17 protein-coding genes are annotated in these 26438 nt (G+C 70.5%); 8 read left to right on the top strand and 9 right to left on the bottom strand.

Features of this window, described 5'->3' with window-relative positions:
• The first annotated feature begins 640 nt into the window (after positions 1-640).
• From FGI33_RS15275 to FGI33_RS15260, 4 genes are all read left to right on the top strand, one after another.
• Positions 641-1273 (top strand): AAA family ATPase, encoded by a 633-nt coding sequence (locus tag FGI33_RS15275; protein WP_237582505.1) that lies wholly within the window; start codon positions 641-643, stop codon positions 1271-1273.
• Positions 1273-1605: a hypothetical protein gene (locus tag FGI33_RS15270; RefSeq protein WP_237582503.1), complete on the top strand. Its 333-nt coding sequence runs from the start codon at positions 1273-1275 to the stop codon at positions 1603-1605. The genes FGI33_RS15275 and FGI33_RS15270 overlap by 1 nt, the downstream gene beginning before the upstream one ends.
• A gap of 443 nt (positions 1606-2048) precedes the next feature.
• Positions 2049-3218, top strand: a complete 1170-nt coding sequence (locus FGI33_RS15265; protein ID WP_237582502.1) for an ATP-binding protein — start codon at positions 2049-2051, stop codon at positions 3216-3218.
• Positions 3219-4159: 941 nt separating this feature from the next.
• On the top strand, positions 4160-4441 hold the full coding sequence (locus tag FGI33_RS15260) for an FtsX-like permease family protein (protein WP_237582617.1): 282 nt from the start codon (positions 4160-4162) through the stop codon (positions 4439-4441).
• Positions 4442-4463: 22 nt separating this feature from the next.
• Here the strand turns inward: FGI33_RS15260 and FGI33_RS15255 are convergent, their stop codons facing one another.
• Positions 4464-5291 (bottom strand): aldo/keto reductase, encoded by an 828-nt coding sequence (locus FGI33_RS15255; RefSeq protein ID WP_237582500.1) that lies wholly within the window; start codon positions 5289-5291, stop codon positions 4464-4466.
• A 262-nt stretch (positions 5292-5553) separates the two neighbouring features.
• A complete protein-coding gene (locus tag FGI33_RS15250; protein ID WP_237582499.1) occupies positions 5554-6141 on the bottom strand; it encodes a TetR/AcrR family transcriptional regulator in 588 nt (195 codons plus the stop codon).
• 93 nt (positions 6142-6234) lie between these two features.
• Between FGI33_RS15250 and FGI33_RS15245 the strand changes: the two genes are divergently transcribed.
• Positions 6235-7014, top strand: coding sequence for an SDR family NAD(P)-dependent oxidoreductase (locus FGI33_RS15245; protein WP_237582497.1), 780 nt, complete (start codon positions 6235-6237; stop codon positions 7012-7014).
• Between the two features lie 184 nt (positions 7015-7198).
• Here the strand turns inward: FGI33_RS15245 and FGI33_RS15240 are convergent, their stop codons facing one another.
• From FGI33_RS15240 to FGI33_RS15215, 6 genes are all read right to left on the bottom strand, one after another.
• Positions 7199-7672 (bottom strand): MarR family winged helix-turn-helix transcriptional regulator, encoded by a 474-nt coding sequence (locus FGI33_RS15240; RefSeq protein ID WP_237582495.1) that lies wholly within the window; start codon positions 7670-7672, stop codon positions 7199-7201.
• A 30-nt stretch (positions 7673-7702) separates the two neighbouring features.
• Positions 7703-10342: a LamG-like jellyroll fold domain-containing protein gene (locus tag FGI33_RS15235; protein WP_237582494.1), complete on the bottom strand. Its 2640-nt coding sequence runs from the start codon at positions 10340-10342 to the stop codon at positions 7703-7705.
• Positions 10343-10538: 196 nt separating this feature from the next.
• Positions 10539-13817, bottom strand: coding sequence for a family 43 glycosylhydrolase (locus tag FGI33_RS15230; protein ID WP_237582492.1), 3279 nt, complete (start codon positions 13815-13817; stop codon positions 10539-10541).
• Positions 13818-14130: 313 nt separating this feature from the next.
• On the bottom strand, positions 14131-15360 hold the full coding sequence (locus FGI33_RS15225; protein ID WP_237582491.1) for an MFS transporter: 1230 nt from the start codon (positions 15358-15360) through the stop codon (positions 14131-14133).
• Between the two features lie 168 nt (positions 15361-15528).
• Positions 15529-16029: a MarR family transcriptional regulator gene (locus FGI33_RS15220; RefSeq protein WP_237582490.1), complete on the bottom strand. Its 501-nt coding sequence runs from the start codon at positions 16027-16029 to the stop codon at positions 15529-15531.
• A gap of 183 nt (positions 16030-16212) precedes the next feature.
• Positions 16213-16764, bottom strand: coding sequence for a hypothetical protein (locus FGI33_RS15215; protein WP_237582489.1), 552 nt, complete (start codon positions 16762-16764; stop codon positions 16213-16215).
• A gap of 814 nt (positions 16765-17578) precedes the next feature.
• Between FGI33_RS15215 and FGI33_RS15210 the strand changes: the two genes are divergently transcribed.
• The 3 genes from FGI33_RS15210 to FGI33_RS15200 all read left to right on the top strand — a co-directional run bounded on the left by FGI33_RS15210 (position 17579) and on the right by FGI33_RS15200 (position 24534).
• Entirely contained in the window at positions 17579-20524 is a 2946-nt protein-coding gene (locus FGI33_RS15210) for an immunoglobulin-like domain-containing protein (protein ID WP_237582487.1), read from the top strand.
• 225 nt (positions 20525-20749) lie between these two features.
• A complete protein-coding gene (locus tag FGI33_RS15205) occupies positions 20750-24238 on the top strand; it encodes a family 43 glycosylhydrolase (protein WP_237582613.1) in 3489 nt (1162 codons plus the stop codon).
• Between the two features lie 104 nt (positions 24239-24342).
• On the top strand, positions 24343-24534 hold the full coding sequence (locus tag FGI33_RS15200) for a hypothetical protein (protein ID WP_237582611.1): 192 nt from the start codon (positions 24343-24345) through the stop codon (positions 24532-24534).
• 763 nt (positions 24535-25297) lie between these two features.
• On the opposite strand, the gene FGI33_RS15195 is transcribed toward FGI33_RS15200, so the two are convergent.
• Complete coding sequence (locus FGI33_RS15195) at positions 25298-26254, bottom strand: WxL protein peptidoglycan domain-containing protein (RefSeq protein ID WP_237582610.1); 957 nt, start codon at positions 26252-26254, stop codon at positions 25298-25300.
• Between the last annotated feature and the right edge of the window lie 184 nt (positions 26255-26438).

The following is a 26438-nucleotide window of genomic DNA, read 5'->3' as shown; positions in this document are numbered from 1 at the left end:
CGCATACCTGACGGCAGCCGTAGGTTCCAGCATTAGACCCGTCCCTTGCACACTGCTTGCATACAGCTAGTGGAAGCCACGGTGAGGCAGCGTGATGAGGTGTCCGAGATCGGGCACCTCCCTGTACGGCAGGTGATGGCAGTCGGTAGTGACAAGGTTCGACGGGCTGCGCTGCCACTCCCCCAGCGCGCCGATGCCAACGGCCGCTCGGGCCATTGAGCGGCAAAGCCACCTACGAGGCGGCGGCTGCTGATCGAGACCCAGACCGACGAGATCATTCCCAATTCGTTGCGCTATGCAAGTGCTAGCTATGTGCAAGCTGATTGCAAGCCGCGAGTTCACATGCCGCGGAGATGCGGGCATGGGTGCTCCAAAATGGAGCGGTTGCGGGAGATCTAGGCGGAGGGGAACATGTGGCGGCGAAAGGATGCAAATTGCTAGACCGCCCTGCATTCCTATCAGCCGTAGCGCTATGCAACTGCTAGCACTTGCATAGCAGTGTCTCGAAGATGGCGACTTGGGGCAGGTCGGTCTGGACACACCGCCTCCAGGCACCTCTCACACTTGCACGAGCTAGTACTATGACACTGCTAGCAGCCTGCTAGTGCTATGCAAGGGCTACAGAGGGGAACGCCTCGACATGATTCTTCTGGTCGGCAGTCAAAAGGGCGGCGCAGGGAAGTCGACGATCGCGACCAACCTCGCGGCCGAGTACGCCCGACAGGGGAGTGACGTGGTCCTCGTCGACGCCGACGTACAGCGCTCCTCCGCTCGATGGCACGCAGACCGCGAAGCCGCCGGCCTGACACCCGCCATCGCCTGCATCGAGAAGCTCGGCAACATCAGCGGCACCCTCAACGACCTCAACAGCAGGTACGGGGTCGTCATCGTCGACGTCGCAGGCAAGGACAGCAAGGAAATGCGCACCGGCATGGTCGTGGCGCACAAGATGATCGTTACGGTCCGGCCGTCCCAGTTCGATCTCGACACCCTGCCGCACATGAGCGAGCTCGTCGAACAGGCACGGGACCTCAACCCGGGGCTCGACGTCCGCAGTCTCCTGACACAGGTCCCCACCAACCCCGGCGTCACCGAACGAGCCGACTCCGAGGACTACCTCTCGGACTACCCGGACCTTCGACCCCTGCAGACCGTCGTCTTCGAACGGAAGGCCTACCGGGACGTCATCGGCGAGGGACGCGGTGTCGTCGAGTGGAGCAACCCCAAGGCACGTGCCGAGATCCAGGAACTCGCAGCGGAGGTGACGGCGTAATGGCCATCAAGAAGAGGACCCAGCAGGAACGTGACCGCGAGGCCCGCATCGAAGCATTCGGTGCCGCCGCCGAGGCGCGCAGCAATGAGCCCGCGCCCGCGCCGGAACCAGCGGCACCCTCAGCCGTGCCGTCCGGTGACCGCCAACCTGCGCCGGCTGTGGGGGAGCAGCGCTCTTGGCCTAAGAACGCCCTCATCCGCTACCCGAACGAGGACCTCCCGAAACTCCTCGCCGAGGTCGCCGCCCTCGAAGAGCGCACGCACCACGCCACCACGCTGCGAGCGTTGCGCCGAGGGCTCGAGGTCCTCCGTGATGAGCACCTCAGTCGCTGAGCCTCTGCGCCTGCTATCGGAGTGCTAGCAATCTGCTAGTAAATGCTCATGGAAGGTGTGCGTGCCGGGGACCGCGGACTGGGCAGGTGTCTTCTGCATGAGGTGATGGTCGGGCAATGGCGGCGCAGCTGAGCCTGAGGGCTTGTGTGCATGGCCGGGGGAGTGGTGGAAGTCGGAATGCTCATTTCGAAGATGCCTGTCCTCGGAGGGTGCATCCGCCGGTTGACGCGCATAGCTGCAACTCGCGGCTGGCGGACTGCGTCGCGGACCAGTCGGGATGCTTTCCGATGGCCGTACAGATCTCGCGAATGCAGATGGCTAGCACTCTGCTAGTCCGTGAGCACTTGCACTGATCGTGCGCTGGAGCGATGGGGCCGATCTCCCGATGTATCCCCATCTCTGTCAAGATCTGACAGACCAGGAGAGACAAGGGGAGATCCAATATGGACGGCACGACGAATCCCTACGCACCCGGCGCCGGCGCCCGACCACCAGCGCTGGTCGGCCGGGATGCGGAGCTCGAGGCATGGCACGTCTCGGTCGCACGGGCAGCCGCTGGTCGCGCCCCACGCTCTCTCGTCCTCTACGGGCTCCGGGGCGTCGGCAAGACCGTCCTGCTGAGCCAGATGTCCGCCGAGGCCGAAGCATCCGGGTGGATCGTCGCCCAGATCGAAGCAGCTGCCGGAACATCCATGCGCGGGGCGCTCTCCTCGACCCTCCAGAGTCACGTCGCCCGCATCGCTCGGCGCAACCGCAAACGATCCTTCCTCCGTGCTCTGAAGACCGCCCTGTCCTTCTCCGCCCGCGTGGACACGGACGGCACCACCACGTTCGGGCTCACACTCGACGACATCGAGGCTGAGCTCGCCGACTCGGGCAACATCGAACTCGATCTCACCACGGTCGTCGACGGGATTGTCGATGCCGTGCACGACGAGGGGGTCGGACTCGCGATCCTCATCGACGAGGCACAGGACCTCACCGCGGACGAGCTCGTCGCTATCTGCACCGTCGCCCACCGCGCATCCCAACGACAGCGCCCGGTCCTCTTCGTCCTCGCCGGACTGCCCAGCCTCCCCACCCGCCTCGCCGAGGCCAAGTCCTACTCCGAGCGCCTGTTCCAGTACCGCCACATCCGCGAGCTCGAGTCCGAAGCCGCTGCCGCTGCGCTCACAGTGCCCGCCGGCGACGAAGGCATCACATGGACCGACGACGCCATCGACCTCGTGGTGACGCTCACCGGCGGGTACCCGTACTTCCTCCAGGAGTACGGGTCCGAAGCATGGCTCGAGGCTGCATCATCGCCGATCTCCCGCGACGATGCGCAGAACGGCGCGGGACTCGCCCTCCGCCACCTCGACGACGGCTTCTACCGAACCCGATGGGACCGGGCCACGCCGCTCGAGAAGGAGTACCTCCGCGCCATGGCGACCGACGGCGACACCGGATCCCGGACCGCCGACGTGGCACGTCGCCTCGACCGCACCACCCAACGCCTCAGCAAGATCCGCCAGAACCTCACGGACAAGGGCATCATCTACGCACCCGAACACGGGCGCATCGCCTTCACCGTGCCCTGGATGTCCGCCTTCATCGAACGCCAGCCGACCTGACATCCGCGGGAGCGCTGAGTGGGGGAGTGGGCCGGCACGAGGGAGAGCGCCGCTTCTCCAAGTCGATCAGCTAGCCACAGAGAACGTCGTCTTCGGGGGTGGCCGATTGTCCAACGACCTGCTCGACTACGCGACCTCGCAGCTACTCGACTACGCGACCTCGCAGCTACTCGGCGATCGACCGTCGGACTCAGCGAGACGCGTCGCACGCTGCCGGGCGGCGAAGGTCACAAGTCGGTCGCCGTTCTGCATCATCTACGCCATGGCGGAGTCTAGAGACTCCTCAGGGCGGACCCAGACGCGCTGATCACGGCATTGCGGGCATCGGTGTAGATCTCGAACGTGAACGGATCGCTTAACTCACCGTAGTGACGGATCACGTACCCGAGCATGGGGCGATCGTCGACCTGCACCCGTCAGCAGCCGACCTCGAGATGCGCGAAAGGGTACTCCCCGACGCTTTCGATGAGTCGGTCGATGCGGGTGACGGTGTTCTTCACGTCGCTCACGGTTGATCTGCTTTGTCGATGCAGGAGCATCCGTCCCCGCTCGTCGGCGAGTGTACGAGCGCACACCGACACAGGGCGCCGCTAGCGGTGGGGGACCGGGGCTACCGATCCCGGAGCGGAACAACCAGATGCGCGGACATCCTCCCGCGCACCCCCACCTTGCACGCTGACCTCGTGTCCGTTGTCATGGAGCCAGGTGCGCGCCGCGCGGGCGTCGCTGAGCTCGGACGCGCTGGACGCCAGGGTCCCGCAGATGGAGTTCTGGGTCCCGGAGCATGAGGCCCCCGGGCTCGCGACCGCCATCCGATCCGACTTGGTGGCGGCCGTACCCGACGGCGTCCAGGTCGACGTGGGCGGCACGATCGCGGGGTCTTCTCCTACGATCCGCTCGGGTCCATCAAGATCCTCGTCGGCGCCGTTGCCGGGCTGGTGATGCTCCTCGGGGCGCTCAGCCTCGTGAACCTCTCGCTCGTGACCGTGCAGCAGCGGATCCGCGTGATCGGGGTGCGCCGCAGCTTCGGCGCGAGCGCGGGTCGGATCTTCTTCGCTGTGATGATGGAGAGCATCTTCGCCACGGTCGCGGCAGGTGTGATCGGCGTCGTGGTCGCCGTGGCCGTCGTGAAGAACCCGGTGATCCTCTCCTTTCTCGCCTCGGGCGTCACCGACTTCCCGCCGTTCGTGCTCTCCGCGGCGTTCCTCGGGCTCGGGGCGTAGTCCCGCGACCGGGGGGTGACTATCAGTCCCCCGCGAGGGGAGGGTCGTAGCGCGCCGCCGATCCCTGATCCATGCCGTCCAGGGCCGCCATGTCGGCCGCGCTGAGGGTCGCGTCGAGAGCCCGGAGGTTCTGTCGCAGGCGATCCTCAGACGCGGACTTCGGGATGACGATCAGCCCGTGGGCGAGGTGCCACCGCAGGATCACCTGGGCGGGCGTGCTCACGCTGCGCTCGGCGATGTCGAGGACGACGGGGTGCTGGAGTAGGTCCAGCGAGGGTCCGAGCGGAGACCAAGACTCGACGGCGATGCCTCGGGCGGCGGTGGCCGCGCGCAGCTCCCGGTGGGCGACGACGGGGTTGACCTCGATCTGGTTCACCGCCGGCGTGACCCCGGTGCTCTGGATGATCCGGTCGAGGTGCTCCGGGCGGAAGTTCGAGACGCCGATGCTCCGCGCCTTCCCCTCGCGCTGGAGCTCGATGAGCGTCTCCCACGTCTCGACGTACTGGTCCTGCGACGGCATCGGCCAGTGGATGAGGGCGAGCTCCACGTGGTCGTCCCCGAGACGCCTCAGCGACTCCTCGAGCGCGCGGCGGGTCCTCCTGCGACCGTGGTCGTCGTTGCCGATCTTGGTCGTGATGAACAGCTCGGCGCGCGGTAGGCCGCAGCGGCGGACGCCCTCGCCCACCCCCCGCTCGTTGCCGTAGATCGCGGCCGTGTCGATGTGCCGGTACCCGACCTCGACCGCCGTGACGACCACCTCACGGACCTCGTCGTCCGTGAGCGGGTAGGTCCCGAGTCCGATCTGCGGGATGGTGCGTCCGTCGTTCAACGCGAGGTCGGGTGTGTCCATGGGTGCATCTCCGTGTCATCCGGTGGTCGGTCGAGGAAGGGGTCGTGGCTGCCGCCGCGCGTGGGTCGCCTTACAGGCGGTGGGGGCCGCGTTGCGAGGCTGTCTCGCAGGGCGCCGCCCTGATGAGGGTCCTGACATTAGACGAGCCCCGTCCGTCGCACCGCGGGCTGTCCACCAGCGCCTCGCGGCACATCGACGCAATCGGCTCATCGCGACCAGGTGATTACCGTGCCGCCGAGTTCTCGCGGAGCCGTCGCGACGGCTACCCCAGTCCGACGACGCGCAGCGCATCCCGGGTCAGCGACTCGAGATCCCCCGCGTCCTCCGACACCCAGGTCTCGAGCACCATCGTGAGCACGCCCGTGATCGCCGCGGCTCGAGCGCGGGCGTGCAGAGGGGACTGCTCAGGGGAGCGGTCGCGGATGACGTCGACGAGATCGTCCTGCGCCTCCCGCCCGGCGGCGAGCCATGCCGCGCGGAGCGCCGGCGTCTCGATCACGATCCGCAGCTCCCGGCGCCTCGATGAATTCGTCGTCGCGGCGACGAACGCCGCGACGACGGCGTCGACGAGGGGCAGGTCGGCGTGGCCCTTCACAGCGGACACCAGCTCCGACGGCCCGGATGCGAGGTGCGACGTCAGGACCTCGTCCTTGGCGGAGCAGTGCCGGTAGAAGGTGCGCAGGGAGATCCCCGCGGCGTCGGCGATCTGCTCGACGGTGGTGTCCGCGTAGCCCTGGCTCTCGAACAGCTCGAGGGCCGCGTCGGCGATCTCCTGCAGGGTGGCGTCGCGTCGACGCGTGCGCAGCGGTATCCGCGCTCCGCGATCCACCGCGCCCGTCTCCGCTGCCATTGGTCCAGTATCCCGAATGCCAGGTGACACACACGCGCAAAGTGGCACACTGTGTCGCGTACCTGGATGTCCTGGGTCTCGAAGGAGAGAAGCATGTCTGAAGTGTCATTCGCCGGCCGTGTCGCGATCGTCACCGGAGCGGGAGGAGGCCTCGGGCGTGCTCACGCGCTGGAGCTCGCCCGTCGCGGCGCCAAGGTCGTCGTCAACGACCTCGGCGGCGACATCAGCGGGAGCAACGGCGGCACCGCCATGGCCGACGACGTCGTCGAGGAGATCCGGGCCGCGGGCGGCGAAGCGGCCGCGAACTACGACTCGGTCGTGACCCCCGAGGGCGGCCGCGGCATCGTGCAGACCGCGATCGACGCGTTCGGCAAGGTCGACATCCTCATCAACAACGCGGGGAACATCCGCAACGCCGCGTTCGCCGACCTCACCCCCGAAGCTATCGACGCGCTTCTGGCCGTGCACGTGAAGGGCGCGTTCTCCGTGACCCAGCCGGCCTTCGCGAACATGCGGGAGAACGGGTACGGCCGCATCGTGTTCACCTCGTCCGCAGCCGGCCTCTTCGGCTCCATCCACCAGGCGAACTACGCCGCCGCCAAGGGCGGGGTCTTCGGCCTCGCCAACGTCGTCGCCCTCGAGGGGGCCCCGCACGGCATCCTGACGAACACGATCCTCCCGGCCGCGCTCAGCCGGATGTCCGCCGACATGGCACCCGAGCAGTTCGTCGGCATGCCGACGACCCCCGCGCACGGGGAACCGGAGATGATCACCGCGATGGTGGCCTACCCACCAGAGACGTTGTCAACGCTGCTCTTCGATACGGACCCTTGTCCAGATCTCAGCGGCAAGCCTGGGGTCGATGCCCTTTGAACTCGACCTGGGGGCTCTCCCTTGTCGATGCCGCCCGCCAATGATGCGACTAGCGGAACGCTCGAGCTCACCGCGGTCACTCAAACGGAAGGGATGCCGGATGCATCGTGGTACGGCTGCCGCCCACACGACGAGGCATCGGGAGTTGTTGTTGTTGTCGTCGACGTGGTCACGTGCTCTGGTCCTACCTGTCGAGCACGATCTCATCCGAGCGGCTTGCCCCGGCCTCCGGTACTGCGTGCGGGAACCCGGCGATGACCGTCTGGAGCAGCTGACGCTGACCGGGAGAGAGCCCAACGAGCTCCGTGACCCGCTGGCGGATGTCCTGCAGATCCGGCAGGAGCGCTAAGCCCGAATCGGTGAGACTCACGGCGAGACGACGCCCATCCGGTGTCGCTCGCGCCCGACTGACGTAGCCGAGCGACTCGAGGCGCTTCACGATCGGTGTCATGGTGCCCGGCGTCAGCGCCAGCAGCTGCCCGATCTCCGTCACCGCTCGAGGTTGACCGAGCTCCAGGACCAGGAGCACGAGGAACTGCGGATGGGTCAGGCGCAGCGGCGTGAGGTGCGGTCGATACAGGCTGACGACGAGGCGGGCGACGGCGGGCAGGAGCGCACCTGTCTGCGACCAGAGGAGTTCTTGGGATCGCCGGCTCATGCTCGCTGTCCCCGCCCGTCGGGTCCCGCGTCACCCACAGGCGCGAGCGGGGTACGCGGCCGTCAGCCTGGCGCCGGCGGCCGTCGCAGTGAGTGAGCCCGCAGCGACGGCGGTGGCGCGCGTCGTGAAGGCGTGCGTGGCGTTCCCCGCAGGAGCCGCCGTCAGCGTCGGCGAAGAGCCCCACGCCGAACCGATCACGACCGACAGCGGCGAGGTGCCGGTGTTCCGCACCACGCCGGTCACGACGACCTTGCCCGCCACGCACCGCGTCGAGGCCGTGAGCGAGGCGGTCGCTGCGGTCACGACCGTCGCGGTCACGCGCACCGCCGTGGAGCTGGAGAGGACGCGACCCGACGCGTCGTAGGCCGTCGAACCTCCTACCCCGATCCACTGGTTGTCGTTCGCGCCGACTGTGCGCACGAACCCGGTGACGGGGTAGCGGCCGGGCGCCGTGCCCACCGCGGAGGTGTCCCAGGTCACCGGCTGCGAGGCGGTGCCGCGCCCGTAGGCGAGCACGACGTCGGTGCGCGCGGGCAGGGCGCTGATCGACCCGACCTCGCCCAGGTCGGACCGCACGGCGGACGCGGCGTCCGCGGCGCGCACATCGGCGTACTGGCCAGCGGTCAGGGAGACGATGCCACCGTGCTTTGTTGACGGCGCGAGCGAGAAGCCGGGGTCGACCAGCTGCGTCCAGCCGGCGTCGAGGTCGTTCGTGACCATCGGGCGGTAGCCGGCGGCGGGGATGACGTCGACGTAGAGGTACCAGCGATCGGCGCCGTGGTCCTTGAACACTGCCGGACCCTCCACACCGCTCGGATTTCCGCCGGACCAGACGGCGCCGATCCGATCCTGCAGCTGCGTCCACTTCGTCGTCGCGAGCCACCACTGCGTCGCCGTCGTCGACTCCATGTAGATGCCGCGGCCGGTGCCGTTGTCCTTCGAGATGCGGTAGGTCGTCCCGCCGTCCTGGATCATCGTCGTGTCGATCACGTCGGCTCCGGTGTCGATGAACGTGCCGCCGTAGGAGTAGGTGGCCTGCGTGAAGTCGGTGGTCGCGCCCCACAGCACCCGGGACGCGCCCGAGCCCGGTGCGTGCCCGGCGTCCGGGTAGACGGTCGAGGACCAGTAGACGACGAACGCGCCCTTGCCCGCGCCGGCGTAGTCGGGCACCCAGGTCGCCTCGGGAGCCCACATCATGCCGGCCTCGAGGGTCTTCTTCCCGGCGGCGTCGAGCGCCACGTCGAACTGGCGCACGTCGCTCCAGGACACCAGGTCGGTCGACTCCCAGACGTTCATCTTGGTGCTGCCCTGGGTGGTCCAGTAGCACCAGGTGGTGCAGGAGCCCGTGCCGCGGTCGCCGCCGAAGACCCGCAGGTCGGTGGCGATGATGTAGTACTTCTTCGTCTGCGGGTTGTAGGTGAGGTACGGGTCGCGGACGCCGGTCGTCCCGAGGTCGGACGCGAGGATGGCCTTGCCGCCGTTCAGCGGGTCCCACTTCTCGGGGTCGTCGCCGCGGGAGACGTCGAGGTAGATCTTCTCGGCGTAGCCCTGAGCGTCCTCGACGAAGTGCACCATCATGTAGCCGTACGGGGTGTCGACGCCGACCTGCGGCTCGACGGTGACCGCGACCTGGCGCGACTGCGCGACGCCTCGGATCGACGCGGTCGCCGTGAGCGTGGAGCTCCGCGCCGCCTGACCGGCGGCCGGGCGATCGGCCGTGAGCGTGCGGCCGTCGGCGGCGATGCGCAGCGTCGGGTCGCTCGAGGCCCAGGTGACGGCTCCGCCGTAGTCGGGGAGGTTCGTCGTCGAGTCGTCGACCGTCACGGCCGCGACCCCGGACAGCACGGCGGAGGTCGCCGCCGTGAAGGACGATGCGTGCAGCTTCGCGTCGACGTTCGACACGGCCGCGACCTCGTCCCCGGTGAGCGCGCGGTCGTACACGCGGAACGTCGACACCTCGCCCGCGTAGAAGGGGTCGGGATACGGTGCCCGGCCGATGGTGTTCAGCGACTGGTCGGCCACCGACGACGGCCGGAGGGCGGTCGGAGCGGAGGCGACGCGCGCGCCGTCGACGAAGAACGAGATGGTCCCCGCGCCGGCGTCGATCACCGAGGTGAGGCTGTACCAGCGGTCGGCGGAGATCCCGGAGGCGCTGCGGGCGTTGTTCTCGCCGTTCCCGCCCGTGGTGGTGATCGCGGTGCGCACCTTGTCGCGCACGGAGGCGAACCAGTACTGCGAGGTGCTGTCGCTGCCGATGTTCCAGAGGAAGTGGAAGGTGTCCAGCATCGACGCGTCCGCGCGGGTCTCGATCGTCACCGTCCCGGACGTCTTCCCGGTCAGCAGGTCGTCGGGCAGCTCGACCCACGGTGCGGCGCTGGACTTCGCGCCGCCCGTGAGACGCAGCGACGTCCCCGTCCAGAGAGCGTCGCTCCCGTTCACGACGCGGGCGGCACCCACGGCGCCACCGGCGGCGTTCGGCACCGACGTGCCGCTCGCCTGCGTGAAGCGGTAGTCGGCGAGGAGACCCGAGGTCGGGACGACGGGCTCCGCGGCCGTGGCGACGGCGGGGGCGACGAGCCCCGAGGCCAGCACCGCCCCGAGGCCGATCGCGGCGACCGCGGCCCGCAGCGGGGATCGACGGATGGGGTGGCTGGCCGGTTCAGGCCGCATCGCGCGCCGGCGTGCACCGGAGAGAGCGGTGCTCCACCGCGGGGGGATTCTCATGGGAGGTCCTTCGTGTGCGAGGCGAGACGACGGCGCTGCCGGCCGTGATCCGTCGGGGGTCGATGTCGGGGGGGAGGGAGGACGGGTGGACGGGGTGCGGGGCGGACCTTCCGGTCAGCCCCGCACCCCGTCAGACTCAGCCTCAGCCGCAGCGAGCGGCGGGATAGGCGGTGGTGACCGGTGTGCTGACGGTCCCCGCCACCGCAGTGCCGGACAGCGTTCCCGCGGTGATCGCCGTCGCCCGCGTGGTGATCGCCAGGGTGGCGGTCTTCTGCGCCCCGATGCTCTGCGTGCGCTCACCCCACGGCGTCGCCCAGGTGACGACCGTGGCTGCCCCGGTGTTCTTGGTGACGATCGTGACGACGGCCTTGCCCGAGACGCACCGCGACGTGGCGGTGGAGGTCACGGCCGAGGTAGCCGCACGGACGACGACCGTGGCGGTGACGGTCCGGTTCGCGGGCGCCACCTCCTGGTCCTTCGTCAGCGACAGGTCGAGCGTGCCGTTGGCGCGGACGTTGACCGCCTTGAACCAGGTGTTGCGGTCGGAGTCGAAGAGCCCGCCGGCGCCCTGCGGGTCCGTCGCCGTATGCGGGTCCGGGTAGGGGCGGGCGTGGTACGCGAGCACCAGGTTCCCCGACTCGTCCTTGGCGAACGAGTTGTGGCCCGTGCCCGCCTGCTTCTTCGTGTAGTACGCGGTCTCGTCCGCGCCGATCCGCCCGGTGGACGTGTCGTTCGTGTCGAGCACCGGGAAGGCGGTCTGCTTCCAGCTGGCCGGGTCCTGGAGGTCCGCGTTCGCGGTCGTCGTGAGGAGCCCGAGGCTGTAGTACTTGTCGACCGTGCCGCCGGAGTACGTGATCGAGATCGCATCACCCTGCTGCACCATGAAGGGCGCCTCGACGATGCCCTGATCGGCTCCCTCGGAGGTGTCGCTGGGCGTGGGAGAGCGCTTGCCGCTCTCCCAGGGCTGGGACTCGCTGTAGACCCGGGTCAGCTGGCCGTCGACGAGCGGGACGGTGCCCTTCGGGCCCATCTTGGCCTTGCCGATCAGGATCTGGCCCCCGTTGGGCATGATCCAGTAGCCCTGCTGGGCTCCGGCCTCCGTGCGCTCGAAGTAGCTGACGTCGAACGCGGCGCCGTCGAGGACGACGGGCTCGCCCCAATTGGACTGGTCGAGGAAGCCGCCGGCGGCGATCGACGCGTCCGTGCCCGTGTAGGGGATCATGACGGTGTTGTCGCACCAGCCGCCGACGGGGGCGTAGCCCTTGTTCATGCCGGCGACGATCCACCAGGTGCCGTTGATCTTGTGGAACTCCTGCGCCCAGATGTACCCGCCCCAGCCGTAGAAGGTGTTCGGGTACTGCGCCTGCTTGCCGGGTGTGCCCTTGTCGGGATCGATGACGATCTGCTCCGGCGCGTCCTGCAGCCCTGCGAGGGTCGTGGCGCGCTTGAGGCCGATCTTGCGGTAGCTCGAGCTCTCCTCGATCGGTCCGGTGGAGGGCTGGCCGTAGTGCGACCCGGTCAGGTAGTAGTAGCCGTCGTCGGGGTTCAAGAAGACGAACGGATCGGCGCGGGCGTCGCTGACCATCTCCTCGGGGTCCTGCTGGACGGTCCCGGAGACCTGGTACGTGCCCGGCTTGCTGGTGTCGACGCCGGAGAGGTCGTCCTGCCAGTCGACGTTCAGGCTCTTCTTCGACCCGTCGTTGTAGGTGAGGGAGGCCTGCTTCGGGAGGGCGGCGGCGACACCGCCGGCTCCGGCGCCCTGGGCGACGGAGGCGTCGATCTTCTCGACGCCCGTGTTCCGGAGGTCGACGTAGTTCTTGTAGAAGGTCTCGAACTCGGGGGTGGACAGCGCGAGGTCGCTCGCCTGGTCCTGCGTGGCCCAGGACGGGAGTCCCGCGCCCTGGACGCCGAGGGCTCGGACGTCGGCCTTCGACGTGACGCCGAGCGCGGTGCTCGTGGTCAGGTCCGCGAGGACCGTCACGCGACCCTCGCCGGTGAGCAGATCGGTCCAGAAGACCTTGTACTTCTGGCTGGTGGCGTCGAACACGATCCGCGGGTCGCTCACGACCGAGCCGGGGGCGATCCGCACGGCCCGCTGCTGGGTGAAGGTGCGTCCCTCGGGGGAGGTCCACACGTAGATGGAGTCGGTCGCGTTGTTCTGGGAGGAGACGGCGCCGAGAGCGCCGTTCGCGAAGCGGAAGAGGCCGGGGGATCCCACCTGGGCGTTCGGTCGCGCGCCCTGGTCGCCGTCGTTGCCGACGTACAGGATCGCCTGGGCGCGGTTCAACGGCTCCCAGGTGGTGCTGCCCGCGGGCAGCGCGGCGGCGTACAGGGCGTCCGCCCGGCGGTCGTCCTGGTACGCCAGCGGGTCGTCCTTCGTCCCGTCGGTGGTCGTCACCGTCTTGACGTACGTGGCGATCCGGCCGCCGGCGGCGGCGATGCGGCTGTCCCACCGGTACGTCTGGGCAGAGCCCTCGACGGTGGCGGTGAGCGTGACGGCCGCCGTCCCGGTGCCGAGCCCGGTGGTGTCCACCGCCCCGTTCGCCTGCACGCGGCTCGCGCCGGCGCCCGTGGCGGCCCACGTCACCTGCTTGCCGAGGACGCGCGAGGGGAGGTCGCCGAGCACGGTGGACGGGACTGCGAGGGCGGCTCCGACGTCGGAGGGCAGGGCCGTGGCCTCCGCGCCGAGCTCCGTGCCGGAGAGCGCCCGGTCGTAGATGCGCAGGTTGTCGACCAGGCCGGAGAAGTACTCGCCGCCGCCCCAGTTCGCTTTGCCCACCTGCAGGACGCCGCCGGAGGATCCGAGGATCTGGGTCAGCGGGATCCCGGATGCGTTGACGGCGACCGGCTTCCTGTCGACGAAGAGCCGCGTCGTCGTCGCGGTGACCACCAGGTCCACGTGCTTCCACTCCGCGTTCGCCGCGGGGGCGTCCAGGTTGCCGGAGGTGTTGCGCCCGGTGGCGTTGTCGTACCGCTCGACGGTGACCCCGGATGTGCGGTCGAGCACGCCGAGATAGTGCTCCTGGGCGTACTCCTGACGCGTGGCGGAGCGCGCCGCGAAGACCGTCCACCCGGCGTTCGAGGCCGAGTCGGGCTTGCTGTCGTACGAGATCGTCACACTCTGACGGCCGGCCAGCACGGCCTTGCCGTCGGTGGCGGTGAGGTCGAGCCACGACGAGGAGGAGATGCGCGCTGCCGTCCCCTGGCCCGTCTTGCCGGGGACGAGGTCCGGGGCACCGACGACGGAGGCACGCGTCGTGCGATCGACGAACGCCCCGCCGGTGGGGGCGGCGTCGAAGGTGAAGTCGGCGAGGAGGCTCTGCTCGGGCGACGGGACCGTGTCGGCCGCCGACGCGGCGACCACGGGCACGGCGCACGAGACCAGCAGCGCGATCGACGCCACGCCGGCCACGACGGGCACGCGCATGGTCCTCGGTTCGAGCCTCTTCGGTAGGGGGGACGTCGACATTGACGGTTCCTCTCCGGATTCACCCATGAACCCGACGCGGGGGAGCGGAGGCGCGAGTGCGCATCGCGAGTCGAGTGGGAGAGGACGTGAGGCCTCATCGACACGCTGAACGTAGTGCAGATTGTTCACGGTAACAAGAGCATTGGACGCTCAGTGCTCCTCGCTCCCCTGGCCCTCTCCTCGCCCGTGCCACCTGATGCAGGGCGGCCGGCGCGGTCGTCGTCGTCGTGCACCTCCTCGTCTCAGCGAGCTCCTCGCGGCGGTGCTACGCGGCGAGCTGCGCGCGGGAGCGCCGCCGGATGACCGCCGCCGTGACGAAACCTGCGGCGGTCACCCCCGCGGTGGTGAGGAAGACGGCGCTGGTGCCTGCGGTGCTGCCGATCGCGCCCGCGAGGATCGGGCCGGCGACCTGGCCGACGTACTGCGCGGACACGTTGTACCCCAGCACCAGCCCGACGCTCGTGTCGGGGAGGAGCCGCCGGATGGTCGCGACGACGCTCGGTGTGATCCCGCCCAGGGCGACGCCGGTGAGGAACCGCAGGATCGCGAACGTGACGAGATCCGTCGCGAGCGCCTGCACCGCGAGGAGGAGCGTCGCGGCGACGAGGCTCACCACGAGGACCTGCATGTGCCCGATCCGGTCGGCCATGCGTCCGAGGTTCGGGCCGGAGAGGATCGTGCCGAGCGCCGTGAGCGAGAAGACCACCGCGGACGAGATCGCCAGGCCGTCGGTGGAGCCGGTGAGGCTCTGGACGTGGGATGCGATGATCGGCTCCACGGAGATCGTCGCGAAGGTGAGCAGCGTCGACAGGCTCAGCAGGGCGAGGATCGCCAGCTTGTGCGGCACGGCGGCCCAGGACCCCGCTCGCCGCGAGCCGGCGCGTGCGGTGCCGTCCCGGGGGACCTCCCGGAGGAACACGCTGGTGCCGATGAAGGCGATGAAGATCAGTCCGCCCGTCGCCAGGAACGCGCCCTGCACGCCGATGGACTGCGCGAGGGTCCCCCCGACCAGCGGGCCGGCGATCGTGCCGGCCATGATCGCGGACGAGAGGACGCCGATGGCCCAGGCCGAGCGCTCCTTCGGGGTCTGGGCGGCCACGAGGATCGTCGATCCCGACGCGTAGCCGCCGAGGAGCCCGACGAGCAGGCGCAGCAGCACGAGCTGGGTCACGTCCTGGGCCAGTCCGATCAGCGACATGGCGATGGCCATGCCGAGGCTCGCGCGGATCAGCATGGGCTTCCGCCCGAACCGGTCACCGAGGTAGCCCCACAGCGGGGCCGTCAGCGCCGCGGTCAGGAACGTCGCCGCGTAGGCGATGCCGGACCAGAGGGTGGCCTCACGCGGGTCGTCGACGCCGAGGTCCCGGACGTAGAGGGGGAGGATCGGCAGGATCAATGTCATGCCGATGATCGTCGTGAACGAGCCGAGCGCGCACACGAGGAGGTTGCGGCGCCAGACGCGCGAGGCAGCAGGCGGTGGGGATGGATGGGTCATCAGCGGCTCCGTACGAGGGGGATCTGCGCAGGCAGCACGACCACCGCGACGGGGGCGCCTACCTGCTCAGGACCCGTCGCGGCGGAGAAGGAGCTGCCGCATGACCATGACGAGCTCACGATAGGGCACGGCCTCCGAGGGGCGGGGCCCATGTGACGTCGGGTGTCGTCAGCGGACAGCACCCTCGGACGGGCCGGGGCCGGGGCCGGGACCGGGGCCGCGGTCTCCGGAGGCCAGGTCCTCGGACCGTCGCAGGTGCTCGATGCAGGCGATGAGATGCCGGGCGGAATCCGCACCCAGGCGCGGGCGCTCGTGGAGCGCCCGGCGCACCAGATCGACCCGTGCGCGGCCGATCCGATCCAGCATGTCGCGCCCCGCGGTCCCCAGGGTGAGGACGGAGTCGCCGTCGGCAGCGGCCTCGGTCACGTAGCCCTGGCGGATGAGCGACGCCAATCCCGGCGAGACCGCGGCGCGGGATGTGCGGCAGTCCCGCCCGATATCCGTCCGCGTGACCCCTCCCGTGCGGGCGATCGTCCGCAGGAGCAGGATCTGCAGCCCGGTCAGGGGCTCCCACCACGGAGTGGCCGACATGTGGAGGTCCTCAGCCAGCAGCATGACCGCGTCGATGAGGCGAGCGAGCGTCTCGTCCGACAGGTCGTCGGCGTACACGGCCGGCGTCGGCGGCGTCGACCCGTCGGCGGCGGGCCCGTGATCGGTCGTCATGGGCGTCCTCTCGTTCATCTGCGCCGCGATCGGCGGCGCCCCCGCCTCCCGCGAGCGGGCAGGCCCGGGTGCCGCCGATCGACGACGCCTCCGGTCTCGACGTGATCGAGTCGGAGGGGTCGGGTCGGACTAGAGCCCGTCGGCGAGCATGGCCTCCACCACGTCGACGTGACGGGTGAACGCGGTGTCGGAGAACTCGCTCGAGTAGTTCAGGCCGTAGGGCCACATGTGCGAGCCGCCGCAGGAGAGCCGCGCGCCGGACCCGTCGTACGACTGCACGAGCGCCGTCGCGGTGGGCCCGTTCCAGACGCCGCCCACGCAGTGCGCGGACCAGCCGCCGCTGAGGCCGACGCCGATGGTGTGCGAGATCTCGTGCAGGGCCGTGCCCTCGACCATGTAGCTGCGGTTCGACCCAAAGCGCAGGTCGCCGTTCGTGCTGCCCTCCGCCGTCGGGACGCCGGGTGCGTAGGAGACCTCGATCACCTTCGTGATGTCGGACTCGGCGTTGTACCGGGCGACGGCCTGGTCCATGGCGGCGGTGATGCGCGCATAGGCGTCCTGCTCGTCGGCGGTGGGATTCGCGGAGCGGACGAGGGTGTAGGTGATCTCCCCTTCGGCGGCCTGCGCGGGGAGCGCTCCGCCGAGGGTGGTGGCCGCCACGGCGGCGGCGATGAGGGTCATTGTGCGGAGGGAGTGTCGAGTGCGTCGTTGCATGCTGTTCTCCGATTCTTCGTCGTCGATGACGTCCCGGTGGATCCACCGGCTGGTTGTTCACGTTAATACTCTCGTCGGGGGAGATGCCAGGCGTCGCCGGAGGGACGCGGACGAGCGCTGGGAATACCGGACGAGAAGGCGGCCGACGCGCGTGCGCGGCGGTCCGGATGCAACGCCCGTGCGCCTCGCCGGGCGGGAGGTCGAGATCCGGCCGGGCGCTCTCGGACTCGGACGCTGGGCCACGTCGAGCACCCCGGCCAGGGAGGTCGGGCAGGGGCCTGACTCCCTCGTGGGGAGATGAGGGAGCCGGTCGCGCGATCCGTGGCACGCGCACGTGTCCGGATCACGCCCGGACGACCACCACTGTTGTTCACGGTAACAAACATGGATACAGTGACCGGCAGTGGTCGAGCGGGACACCGTCCCGTGCGAGACACCCCGATCTACCGGTTCGACGAAGAACCTGAGAGGACCGTCGATGACGACGATGCCGCACCTTCCCCCCGCCGATCGCTGCGCCCGCCCACCCGGACTCCATCGCGGCTAGCCCCGCCATCCGGCTGTCGCACACGGGCTCCCGCTCGACTGCAGGGCGCACGGCCAGACGCCGTGACTCCCGCATCGGGTCCGCCACCGCGGTGATCTCCGCCGCCGCCGCCAGTCGGCGCCCGCGCCGCCCTGATCCGCGGAGCCCTTCCCCACCCGCACCCGCCGGCGACCCGTCGACCGGCGTGCGCCTCGACTCCCCTCCACCGCCATCCACCATGAAGAAGGAACCTCCATGTCACGAACCCTCCGGCAGGAGCGCATCCGGCGCTCACGCCTCCCTCGAGCGGGCGCCGCGCTGACGATCGCCGCCGTGTCCCTCGGCGGCGTGCTCGGCCCCATCGGCGCCGCCGGCGCGGCCGAGACCGTCCCCGCGCCCGCGATGCAGTACTCGTTCGACGCCATCGACGCGACCCTCGGCAACGGCGCCGTGATCGCCGACGCGGCGCCGGGCAACCACCCCGGCACCCTCGTCAACGCCGGCGCGACCAGCGTCGCCGGCCCCTCCGGAGCTCCCGGCGATCGCGCGCTCTCGCTCCCGGGCGGATCCAGCACGTCCGCCGCCCCGCACGTCCGCATCGCGCCCGGGCTCATCCCCGCCGGCACGCAGGACGTGACGATGTCCGCCTGGCTCCGCTGGAGCGGCGCCCCCGACTGCACCTGGCCCTTCACCCTCGGCTCGAGCGTCGACTCCCACGTCCTCGCCACCACGAAGTGCGGACCCGCCGGGTTCGGCGCGATCAAGAACGGCTCCGAGGTGCGCGGCGCCGGCAACACGCCGGTCGCCACGGACCGCTGGGTGCACATGGCGGTCGTGGTCAAGGGCGGCCAGTCCGTCTCCACCTACTTCGACGGCGCTCTCGTCGGCCAGGGCAACACCTCCTCCACCGCCGCGTCCGCGATCGGCACCTCCACCTTCTCGGGCTTCCTCGGCAAGTCGTTCTACGGCGCGGACGCCTACTGGGCAGGAGCCATCGACGACATGGAGGTCTGGACCTCGGCGCTGACCGCCGGCCAGGTGCAGCAGAGCGCCGCCGGCGTGCACTCCGTGCTCGCGGGCAAGGACGCCACCATCTCGCTCGGTGACACCTCCTCCGTCACCGCAGACCTGACCCTGCCCACGACCGGTGCCAACGGCTCCGCGATCACCTGGGCATCGAGCGCCCCGGGCACCGTCAGCACCACCGGCGTCGTGATCCGACCCGCCGCGGGCAACCCGGACGCGACCGTCACGCTGACCCCCACGGCCGTCCACGGCGGCACCTCCGTCGTCGGCCAGGCCACCACCGTCACCGTGCCGGCCTACGCCGCGGGCCAGACGGCCGAGTCCGAGCTCGCCCGGACCGTGGCCGACGCCGTCAGCGCCGACCCCGCACTCGCCGGACCGGTGCGCGGCAGCCTCACCCTGCCCGCGACCGGAGCCGACGTCGCCGCCACGGCCTCGCGGGCCGGCAGCTCGAGCGCCGTCATCACCTGGACCTCCTCGAACGAGGCCGTCATCTCCTCCGCCGACAAGGGCACCGCGCCTAACGTCGTCGTCAAGGGTGCGGTCACGCGACCGGCAGCCGACACGAGCGTCACGCTCACGGCGACGGTGACCGTCCCCGGCACGGCGGCCGTCGTGCGGCAGCTGACCCGCACCGTCCCGGCGGCGGCCCCCGTCGCCGCGAGCGACCTCGACGCGTACATGTTCGCCTACTTCACGGGCGACAGCGTCGAGGGCGAGAAGATCCGCTTCGCGACCTCCGACGGCAACGACTCGCTGAACTGGAAGACCCTCAACGACGCGCAGCCGATCCTCACCTCGACCCTCGGCACGAAGGGCCTGCGCGACCCGTTCATCCTCCGTTCCAAGGAGGGCGACCGCTTCTTCCTGATGGCCACCGACCTCTCCGTGGGCACCACCGGATTCGGCGGATCGACCAATCGCGGCAGCCGCCACCTCGAGATCTGGGAGTCCACCGACCTGGTGAACTGGGGCCAGCAGCGCCACATCGAGGTCAACCTGCCCAACGCGGGCATGACCTGGGCGCCCGAGGCCAGCTACGACCCCACCATCGACGCCTACGTCGTCTACTGGACCTCGGCCCTGTTCACCGACAGCACGCGCAACGTCGAGGACGGCAACGGACCGCAGATCCTCACCTCCATCACCCGCGACTTCCGTGACTTCACCACCCCCGAGGTCTGGTTCAAGGCCGCTGACGTCCCCACGCTCAACAAGAGCAACGGGCTCATCGACGCGACCATGCTGAAGGACGGCGACACCTACTACCGCTTCACGAAGGGCACGCAGACCACCGGCTGCCCCTCGCCCGACATCATCGGACAGAAGTCGACGAACCTGCGCGCCACCACCGCCTCCGGAGCCTGGAGCCTGATCGACACCTGCATCGGCCGCGACGCCGGGACGCCGGAGGTCGAGGGCCCCGAGATCTTCAAGGCCAACGAGGGCGACCGGGCGGGGTACAAGTACTTCCTCTGGACCGACAACTACGGCGGACGCGGCTACATCCCGCTCGGCACCAACTCGCTCGAGGGCGACATCAAGTGGACCATCCCCGGCAGCTTCTCGCTGCCGGCCTCGCCCCGCCACGGATCCGTCATCTCCATCACCGCGAAAGAGCGCGACGCGCTCGCGGCGAAGTGGAACCCGTCGCTCCTGGTCACCTCGGTCGACGCGGTCGCCCGTACCGTGCCGGCCGGATCGACCACCGTCGACCTGCCCGCCACGGTAGGCGCGTCGTTCAAGGACGGCCACCGGGAGACGGTCGCCGTGACCTGGGAGACCCCAGACCTTAGCTCGCTCAAGAAGGCCGGCGACACCGTCCAGGTCCGCGGCCAGCTCGCCAACTCGGCGGCGACCCCGGCCATCACGACCGTCACGGCGACGGCACCTCCCGGACCCGCCGTCCAGGCCTCGGCCTCCAGCCGATGCGTCGCCAGCAAGGTCACGGTGACGGGCACCGCCACCAACGCCAGCGACACGACCGCTGAGCTCACGGTGACCTCGCCGTGGGGGAGCAGGACGTTCTCGGGCGTCGTTCCCGGCAAGACCGTCACCGCGGCGTTCAGCACCCGCGCCGTCTCCATCGGCGCCGGCGAGCTGAGCGTCACGTCGAAGGCCGCCTCCGGCTCCCGGACGGTGACCGCGCCCTACTCGGCGATCGCCTGCCGCTAGACCGGGATCCGGGAGGGGCCCTGATCCCCCTCCCGGACCTCCTCCACCACGGAGCCCGAGGCTCCCACCCCGCGGGGAGCACGGCCCGCAAGGCCCGTGCTCCCCGCCACCACCCCTGACGGAAGTTGACGAACGATGCGGTTCCGACGCACGACGGCCCTCATGGTCGCCGCGACACTGACAGCGGGGGGTGCTGCGCTCAGCAGTGCACCCGCACAGGCCGCGGTGCCCAGCCCGATCCTCTCCTACGACTTCGCCTCGACCGCCGCAGCGGGATCCGCCCTCGCCGCGGGGACGGGCTTCACCGACTCCGTCGCTGGCCGGTCCGCCACGGTCCGCGGGACCGGCGCCACAACGGTCGCCGGCCCGCGCGGCGGTACCGACCGCGCGCTCCGCCTCCCGGGAGGCGCGGCAGGGAGCTCCGCCGCGTTCGCCGAGATCGCACCGGGTCTCACCTCGGCCTCGACGACCGACATCACGATGTCGGCCTGGTTGCGCTGGGACGGCGGTCAGAGCTGCAGCTGGGCGTACTCGCTCGGGCAGTCGACCGAGCGGTACCTCTTCACCACGCCGCACTGCGGCGGGAACCTCATCGGCGCCGTGAAGAACGGCTCCGAGCAGCGCGCGGCGGATACCGGTCCGGCGGCATCCGGTCGATGGAGCCACGTCGCCATCGTGCTCCGCAGCGGTGTCAGCGTGTCGACCTACGTCGACGGCCGGCTCGCGCAGACGACCCCGACCTCCGCCACCGGCGCGGCCACCATCGGCACCGCGACCTTCTCCGGCCTGCTGGGCAAGTCGCTCTACGGACCCGACCCCCTCTTCGCCGGCGCTCTGGATGACGTGCACGTGTACCCCGCGGCGCTCTCGCAGGACCAGGTGCGCGAGGACGCGGCTCCCGCGGCCTCCGTCATCGCGGCGTCGGACGCCGCGACGGCGACCATCTCGGTGACCGAGCCCGTCACGGGTGACATCGCCCTCCCCACGCGCGGCGCGGGCGGCTCGGTCCTCACCTGGACGAGCAGCGACCCGTCGATGATCGGCACCGACGGGACCGTGCGCCGCCCGGCACCCGGATCAGCGAACGCCACCGTGCGCCTGACGCCGACAGCGACCTTCGCCGGAGCCACCGCCACCGGCACCGCGCGCTCGGTGACCGTCGCCGCGGACACGGAGGCCGACGCGACCGCGCGCCTGCGCACGGCCCTCGTCGTCCCCCCGACCGTCGCATCCGGCACCGCGCTGCCCACCGTCGCCGGGTACACGGTGTCGTGGAGCGCCGACGGCGCCGACGTGTCCGGTGGACGCCTCGTCAACGACACGGCGACCGACAGGGCGCTTGCGGTCACCGCGACTGTCAAGGTCGGCGCCACCACGCTGACGAAGACGTTCCGAACCACGATCCTCAGCGCCAGCACGGCCAAGACCGTCGTCGCCTACACCCGCACGCCCACGGGCGAGCTCAAGGCCAACCAGGACGCGGTCGCCCGCAGCATGCACCTGGCCCTGGGTGCATCCGCCGGCACCGCGAACGCGTTGGCCGGCAATGGCGGCGTCCTCTATGCAGAGGGCGTCTTCGTCGGGACCGACAAGGTGGAACACCGCGCCATCGCCGCGCCGTCGCTGTTCACCTTCGCCGACGGGACCGTCGGCGTGCTCGCCACCCGCGTCCGGGACAACGGCGCCCCCGACGGCACCGAGGCCTCGAGCGCGCTCGTGTTCAAGGCCACCGACGCCACCGCGACGGACTTCACCGAGCTCGGCCTGATCGACCTCGGCACCACCGGGGGCGTCGTCTCGCCCCGCGCGGTGTACGACACCGACCAGAAGCGCTACCTGGTCTCGTGGACGGACGCGGCCGGAGCCGCGAAGTACACGACCGTCACGGATCTCGCCCGCACCGAGCTCCGCGCCCAGCCCTTCTGGCCGAAGGACGGCAGCCGCAGGAGCGTCGTCGTGACCGACGGGAACCGCGGCGCGGTCCTCGGCGGAAGCCCCGCCACTGTCGCGGGCCCCGACCTCTCCGGATTCGCCGGGCGGGTCGCCGACGCCCTCCCGGGCGGCGCGCTGACGGTCTCGGCCTCGACGGCCGACGCGCTGACGAAGACGTTCGGCCGCACGGTCAACACCGGCTCTTCGGTCGCTCCGCAGACGATCGACCAGGGGGGCACCGCCGCCCTATCCGGCGTGAAGGCCCGGCTGTCCTACGCCGACGGGTCGACCGGCAGCCTCGGCGTCGACTGGAACGCGCAGCAGCTCGCCGACCTCGCCACCAAGGGGCCGGGCACGTACGACCTCTCCGGCACCGTCCGCCAGCGGCAGTACGTCGAGCCGTTCGCCTACAACCGCGCCGACCCGACCATCTACCGGTACGAGCGCGGCGGCAAGACGAAGTACCTCTTCACCGCGACCGACGACACGGCCAACGACAACGTCGCCTCCCAGCACCTCCCGATCCGGGTGGCGGACTCCATCGCCCAGCTCAGCGACGACGCCGGCGGCCGCGGCCGCGAGGTCGACCTGCTCAACCGCACGACGCGGAAGGACCGCACCGCCGAGGGCAGGGTGATCGCGGGCTGCTACTGGGCCCCCGAGATCCACGAGATCGGCGGCAAGCTCTCCATCCTGTTCGCCCCGTGCTTCAACCCCGACGACGACCAGTCGAACCAGGGCGGCGCGTGGTTCACCGTGCAGGCGCACATCATGCAGCTGCGCGACGGCGGCGACCCCGCGAACCCCGCGGACTGGTCGGCGCCCCGCGCGGTGGTGAGGAGCGACTCGAGCCCGCTCGGCCGCAGCGGCACGGGACGCAACATCAGCCTCGACATGACCTACTTCGAGTCCGGCGGGACCGCGTACTACGCGTGGTCACAGCGGTACCTCGACGGCGGCATCAGCGATCCCGCGACCTGGATCGCCAAGGTGGACCCGGCGAACCCCACTCGCGTGATCGGCGAGCCCACCCCGATCGTCGTCCCCTCGCTGACGTTCGAGGACCATCTCGCCGAGGGCGCGTTCGCCATCCAGCGCGACGGGCGGATCACCCTCGTGTACTCCAGCAGCGGCGTCAGCCCGAAGTACATCGTGGGCGGAGCCTGGGCCGCGGAGGGGAGCGACCTGACCGACATCGCGAGCTGGACCAAGTACGACGCTGCGCTGCTGTCGAGCGTCCCCATGCCCGACGGCGTCGTCGACTACCGCACCTACGAGCAGGGGCCCGGCCACGGCGCCGTCACGCAGGACGAGGACGGCAACGACGTGTACGTGTACCACACGTGGGGCAACGGGGTCGGTGGGGACGGACGCGACACCCGGCTGATCCGCATCCACTACGCCGCCGACGGCCGACCGGTGTTCGACGTCACCCCCGACGAGGAGGTCGCGCCGGCCTTCCGGTCCGTCACGACCAAGGTGACCGTCCGATCGAACGTGACCGTCTCCTCGGCCGCCTCGACGCGGTGCGTCAGCGGCAAGGTCGTGCTGAGCACCGTGGTGAAGAACGAGAGCCCCGCCGCGATCGACGTCACCACCGAGACCGCCTACGGCACGAAGACCGTGAGGGCTGTCGCTCCCGGAGCGTCGGCGACGACCGCCACCACCACGCGGGCGGTCTCCATCGCGGCAGGGACCGTCGCGGTCACCGCATCGACCGCGGGAAGCACGACGAGCACCGTGCAGCAGAGCGCCGCCTACGCCGCGCGCAGCTGCCGCTGACAGGGGAGGGAGCAGGCCATCGACCGGCCTGCTCCCTCTCCGGCTCGACCCGCACCACCGCCGCCGAAGACGTTCATCCCGCCGACACGATGAGGAGCCTGGACATGCACCCCCACCCCGCCGTCACCGCCGCGCTCGCCTGCGGACTCCTGACCGCCGCCGTCGTGCTCGCGCCGACGTGCGCCGACCAGGACGACCACGGTCAGGATGCGGTCGACCGCATCCTCGACGCGATGGACGTCGGGGGCGACCACGACGTCCTGCTGATCAACGGCAATGCGTTCCCGCTCCTGTAGACGACGCGACGAGGCCTCCGTGCTGACCCGGTCGGTCCTCGCACCGCGGGGATGGGCACGACGCCGTCCCGTCCGCGGTCCCTGATCCGTGCTCCGATGGGCAGTCCCGGTCGAACGTGTCCCGCCACCAGCTCGCCTACCGTGTCCGGCCAGGATCGCCGTCGACGAGGCGCCAGCGCACAGGCGCTCCCGGGGCAGCGCGGGAGTAGGACGGAGCGGGAGGATCACCGCCCGGTCGGCGTCAACCGATCGACGGGGAGCGAGATGCCCGACGAGCAGCTGTCGCAGGCTGCCATCAGGGCACGTCGGACGACGCGAGGGGACGACCGCTGCGCGCGGGCGTAGCCGCTACGGAGCGTGCGGAGCTCAGGTCGAGTCATCCCCGTGCGCCGCCGGACGGCCTTCCGCCACTTCAGGTGGAGGCGGATGGCGGGGACGGATCACGGCGCCTCTCCCCGCCGCCTCCGCCGCGTGCCTCACGACGACTGCGTGAGACGCGCCGCATCTCGCCGCATGCCGATCGCGCGCCTTCGCATCGACCGCCTCCTGTCCGCCGGCATCGCCCGCGACGTACCGCCCGCGACACGTCGTTCGCGCCGTCACACGGGCGCCATCGAGGGCACGGCGCGTGCGGGACGATCATCGACGCCCGTGCGGTCGGCGGCTGCTCGGGCCGACGCGACCGGCACGAAGGCGCATCACAGAACTGCCCGACTATCGAGGACAGGGGGGAGATGAACCATGGGGGACGCCGACGAGCAAGTCAGACGGCCGCGGCGGCGCTTCCGTCATCCGGGCGGCCGCTCCCGGCGGCCTCTCGCCGTCCCTCCTCCTTGGCCTGCTGCACGAGCGCGGCGACACGGCGACGCGAGCGCGAGCGACCGACGAAGACGGCAGCGAGGATGAGCGCGACGCCGAGCAGGACCAGCAGCTGCGCCCACGGGACGGCGAGGACCGTCGTCGACCTGGTGACCGGGTCCATGGATGCGGGACCCGCTCCATCGAGCGCGACGACCGTCGGCGTGACCATCAGTTCGGCTCCGACCAGGAAAAGGGGCAAGACCCCCTCGAGGGAGATCGACACCGCGCGGCGATCGCCCGGCAGGAGCTCCTGCCGGGCGGCGTCCTCGGCGACGATCGGGGCCGAGGCGCCCTGTGCCGTCGCGGTCCCGCCGACCAGCAGGCGCACGTTGCCGGTGTTGACGATCTCGGCGTCGAGGGTGATCGAGCCGGGTCGGAAGGGATTCCACGAAGGATGGTACTCGGAGCGCACGGTCTGGATGGCGACGCCCGGAGCGACATCACCGGTCACGCGCGTCATGACGCGGAAGCCGATGCGGCTCTCGACGCCGACGGAGGCGCCGGAGGCGTCGGCGCCGGTCGAGATCAGGGAGGCCGCGATGCCCGCGGCGTGGTCGCCCGGTTCGGCGTCCTCGGGGACGGTGACGGTGAAGGGGACGATGGCGGAGGCGCCCGGCTCGACGGTCACGGACTCGGGAGCCGAGATCCACGTGCCGGCATCGACGGACGGGGTGTCCGAGGGGAGCATGTTGAAGCGGCCCGTGTCGGTGAAGTAGCCGTCGGCAGCATCGACGCGGAAGGTCACGGTCTGGTCGCTGAGATTGCGGACGGCGGCCTCCTCGTCCGCGGTCGCGCCGGGCGCGAGGTCGAGCTCGATCCAGGACCGTTCGTCGGGGGCGCCGTCCGTCGCCGGACTCACGGCCCAGGTGACATCCTCGGCCGCGCTAGCCGGAAGAGCTGCGCCCAGCGCGAGCCCCACGGTCACGAGAGCGACGAACGAGCGCTCGATCGCCGTCATGCGCCCTACAAGGCGGGGAGATCGTCGTCGACCGTTCATGGGCACCTCGGGATATCGCGGAGGGATGGGGGAAGCGGCCGGGCAC

The organism is Clavibacter phaseoli (genome assembly GCF_021922925.1).
GTDB classification, from domain to species: domain Bacteria; phylum Actinomycetota; class Actinomycetes; order Actinomycetales; family Microbacteriaceae; genus Clavibacter; species Clavibacter phaseoli.
The sequence above is the reverse complement of the archived record's forward strand: the minus strand, read 5'-3'. Positions and strand labels throughout refer to the sequence as shown.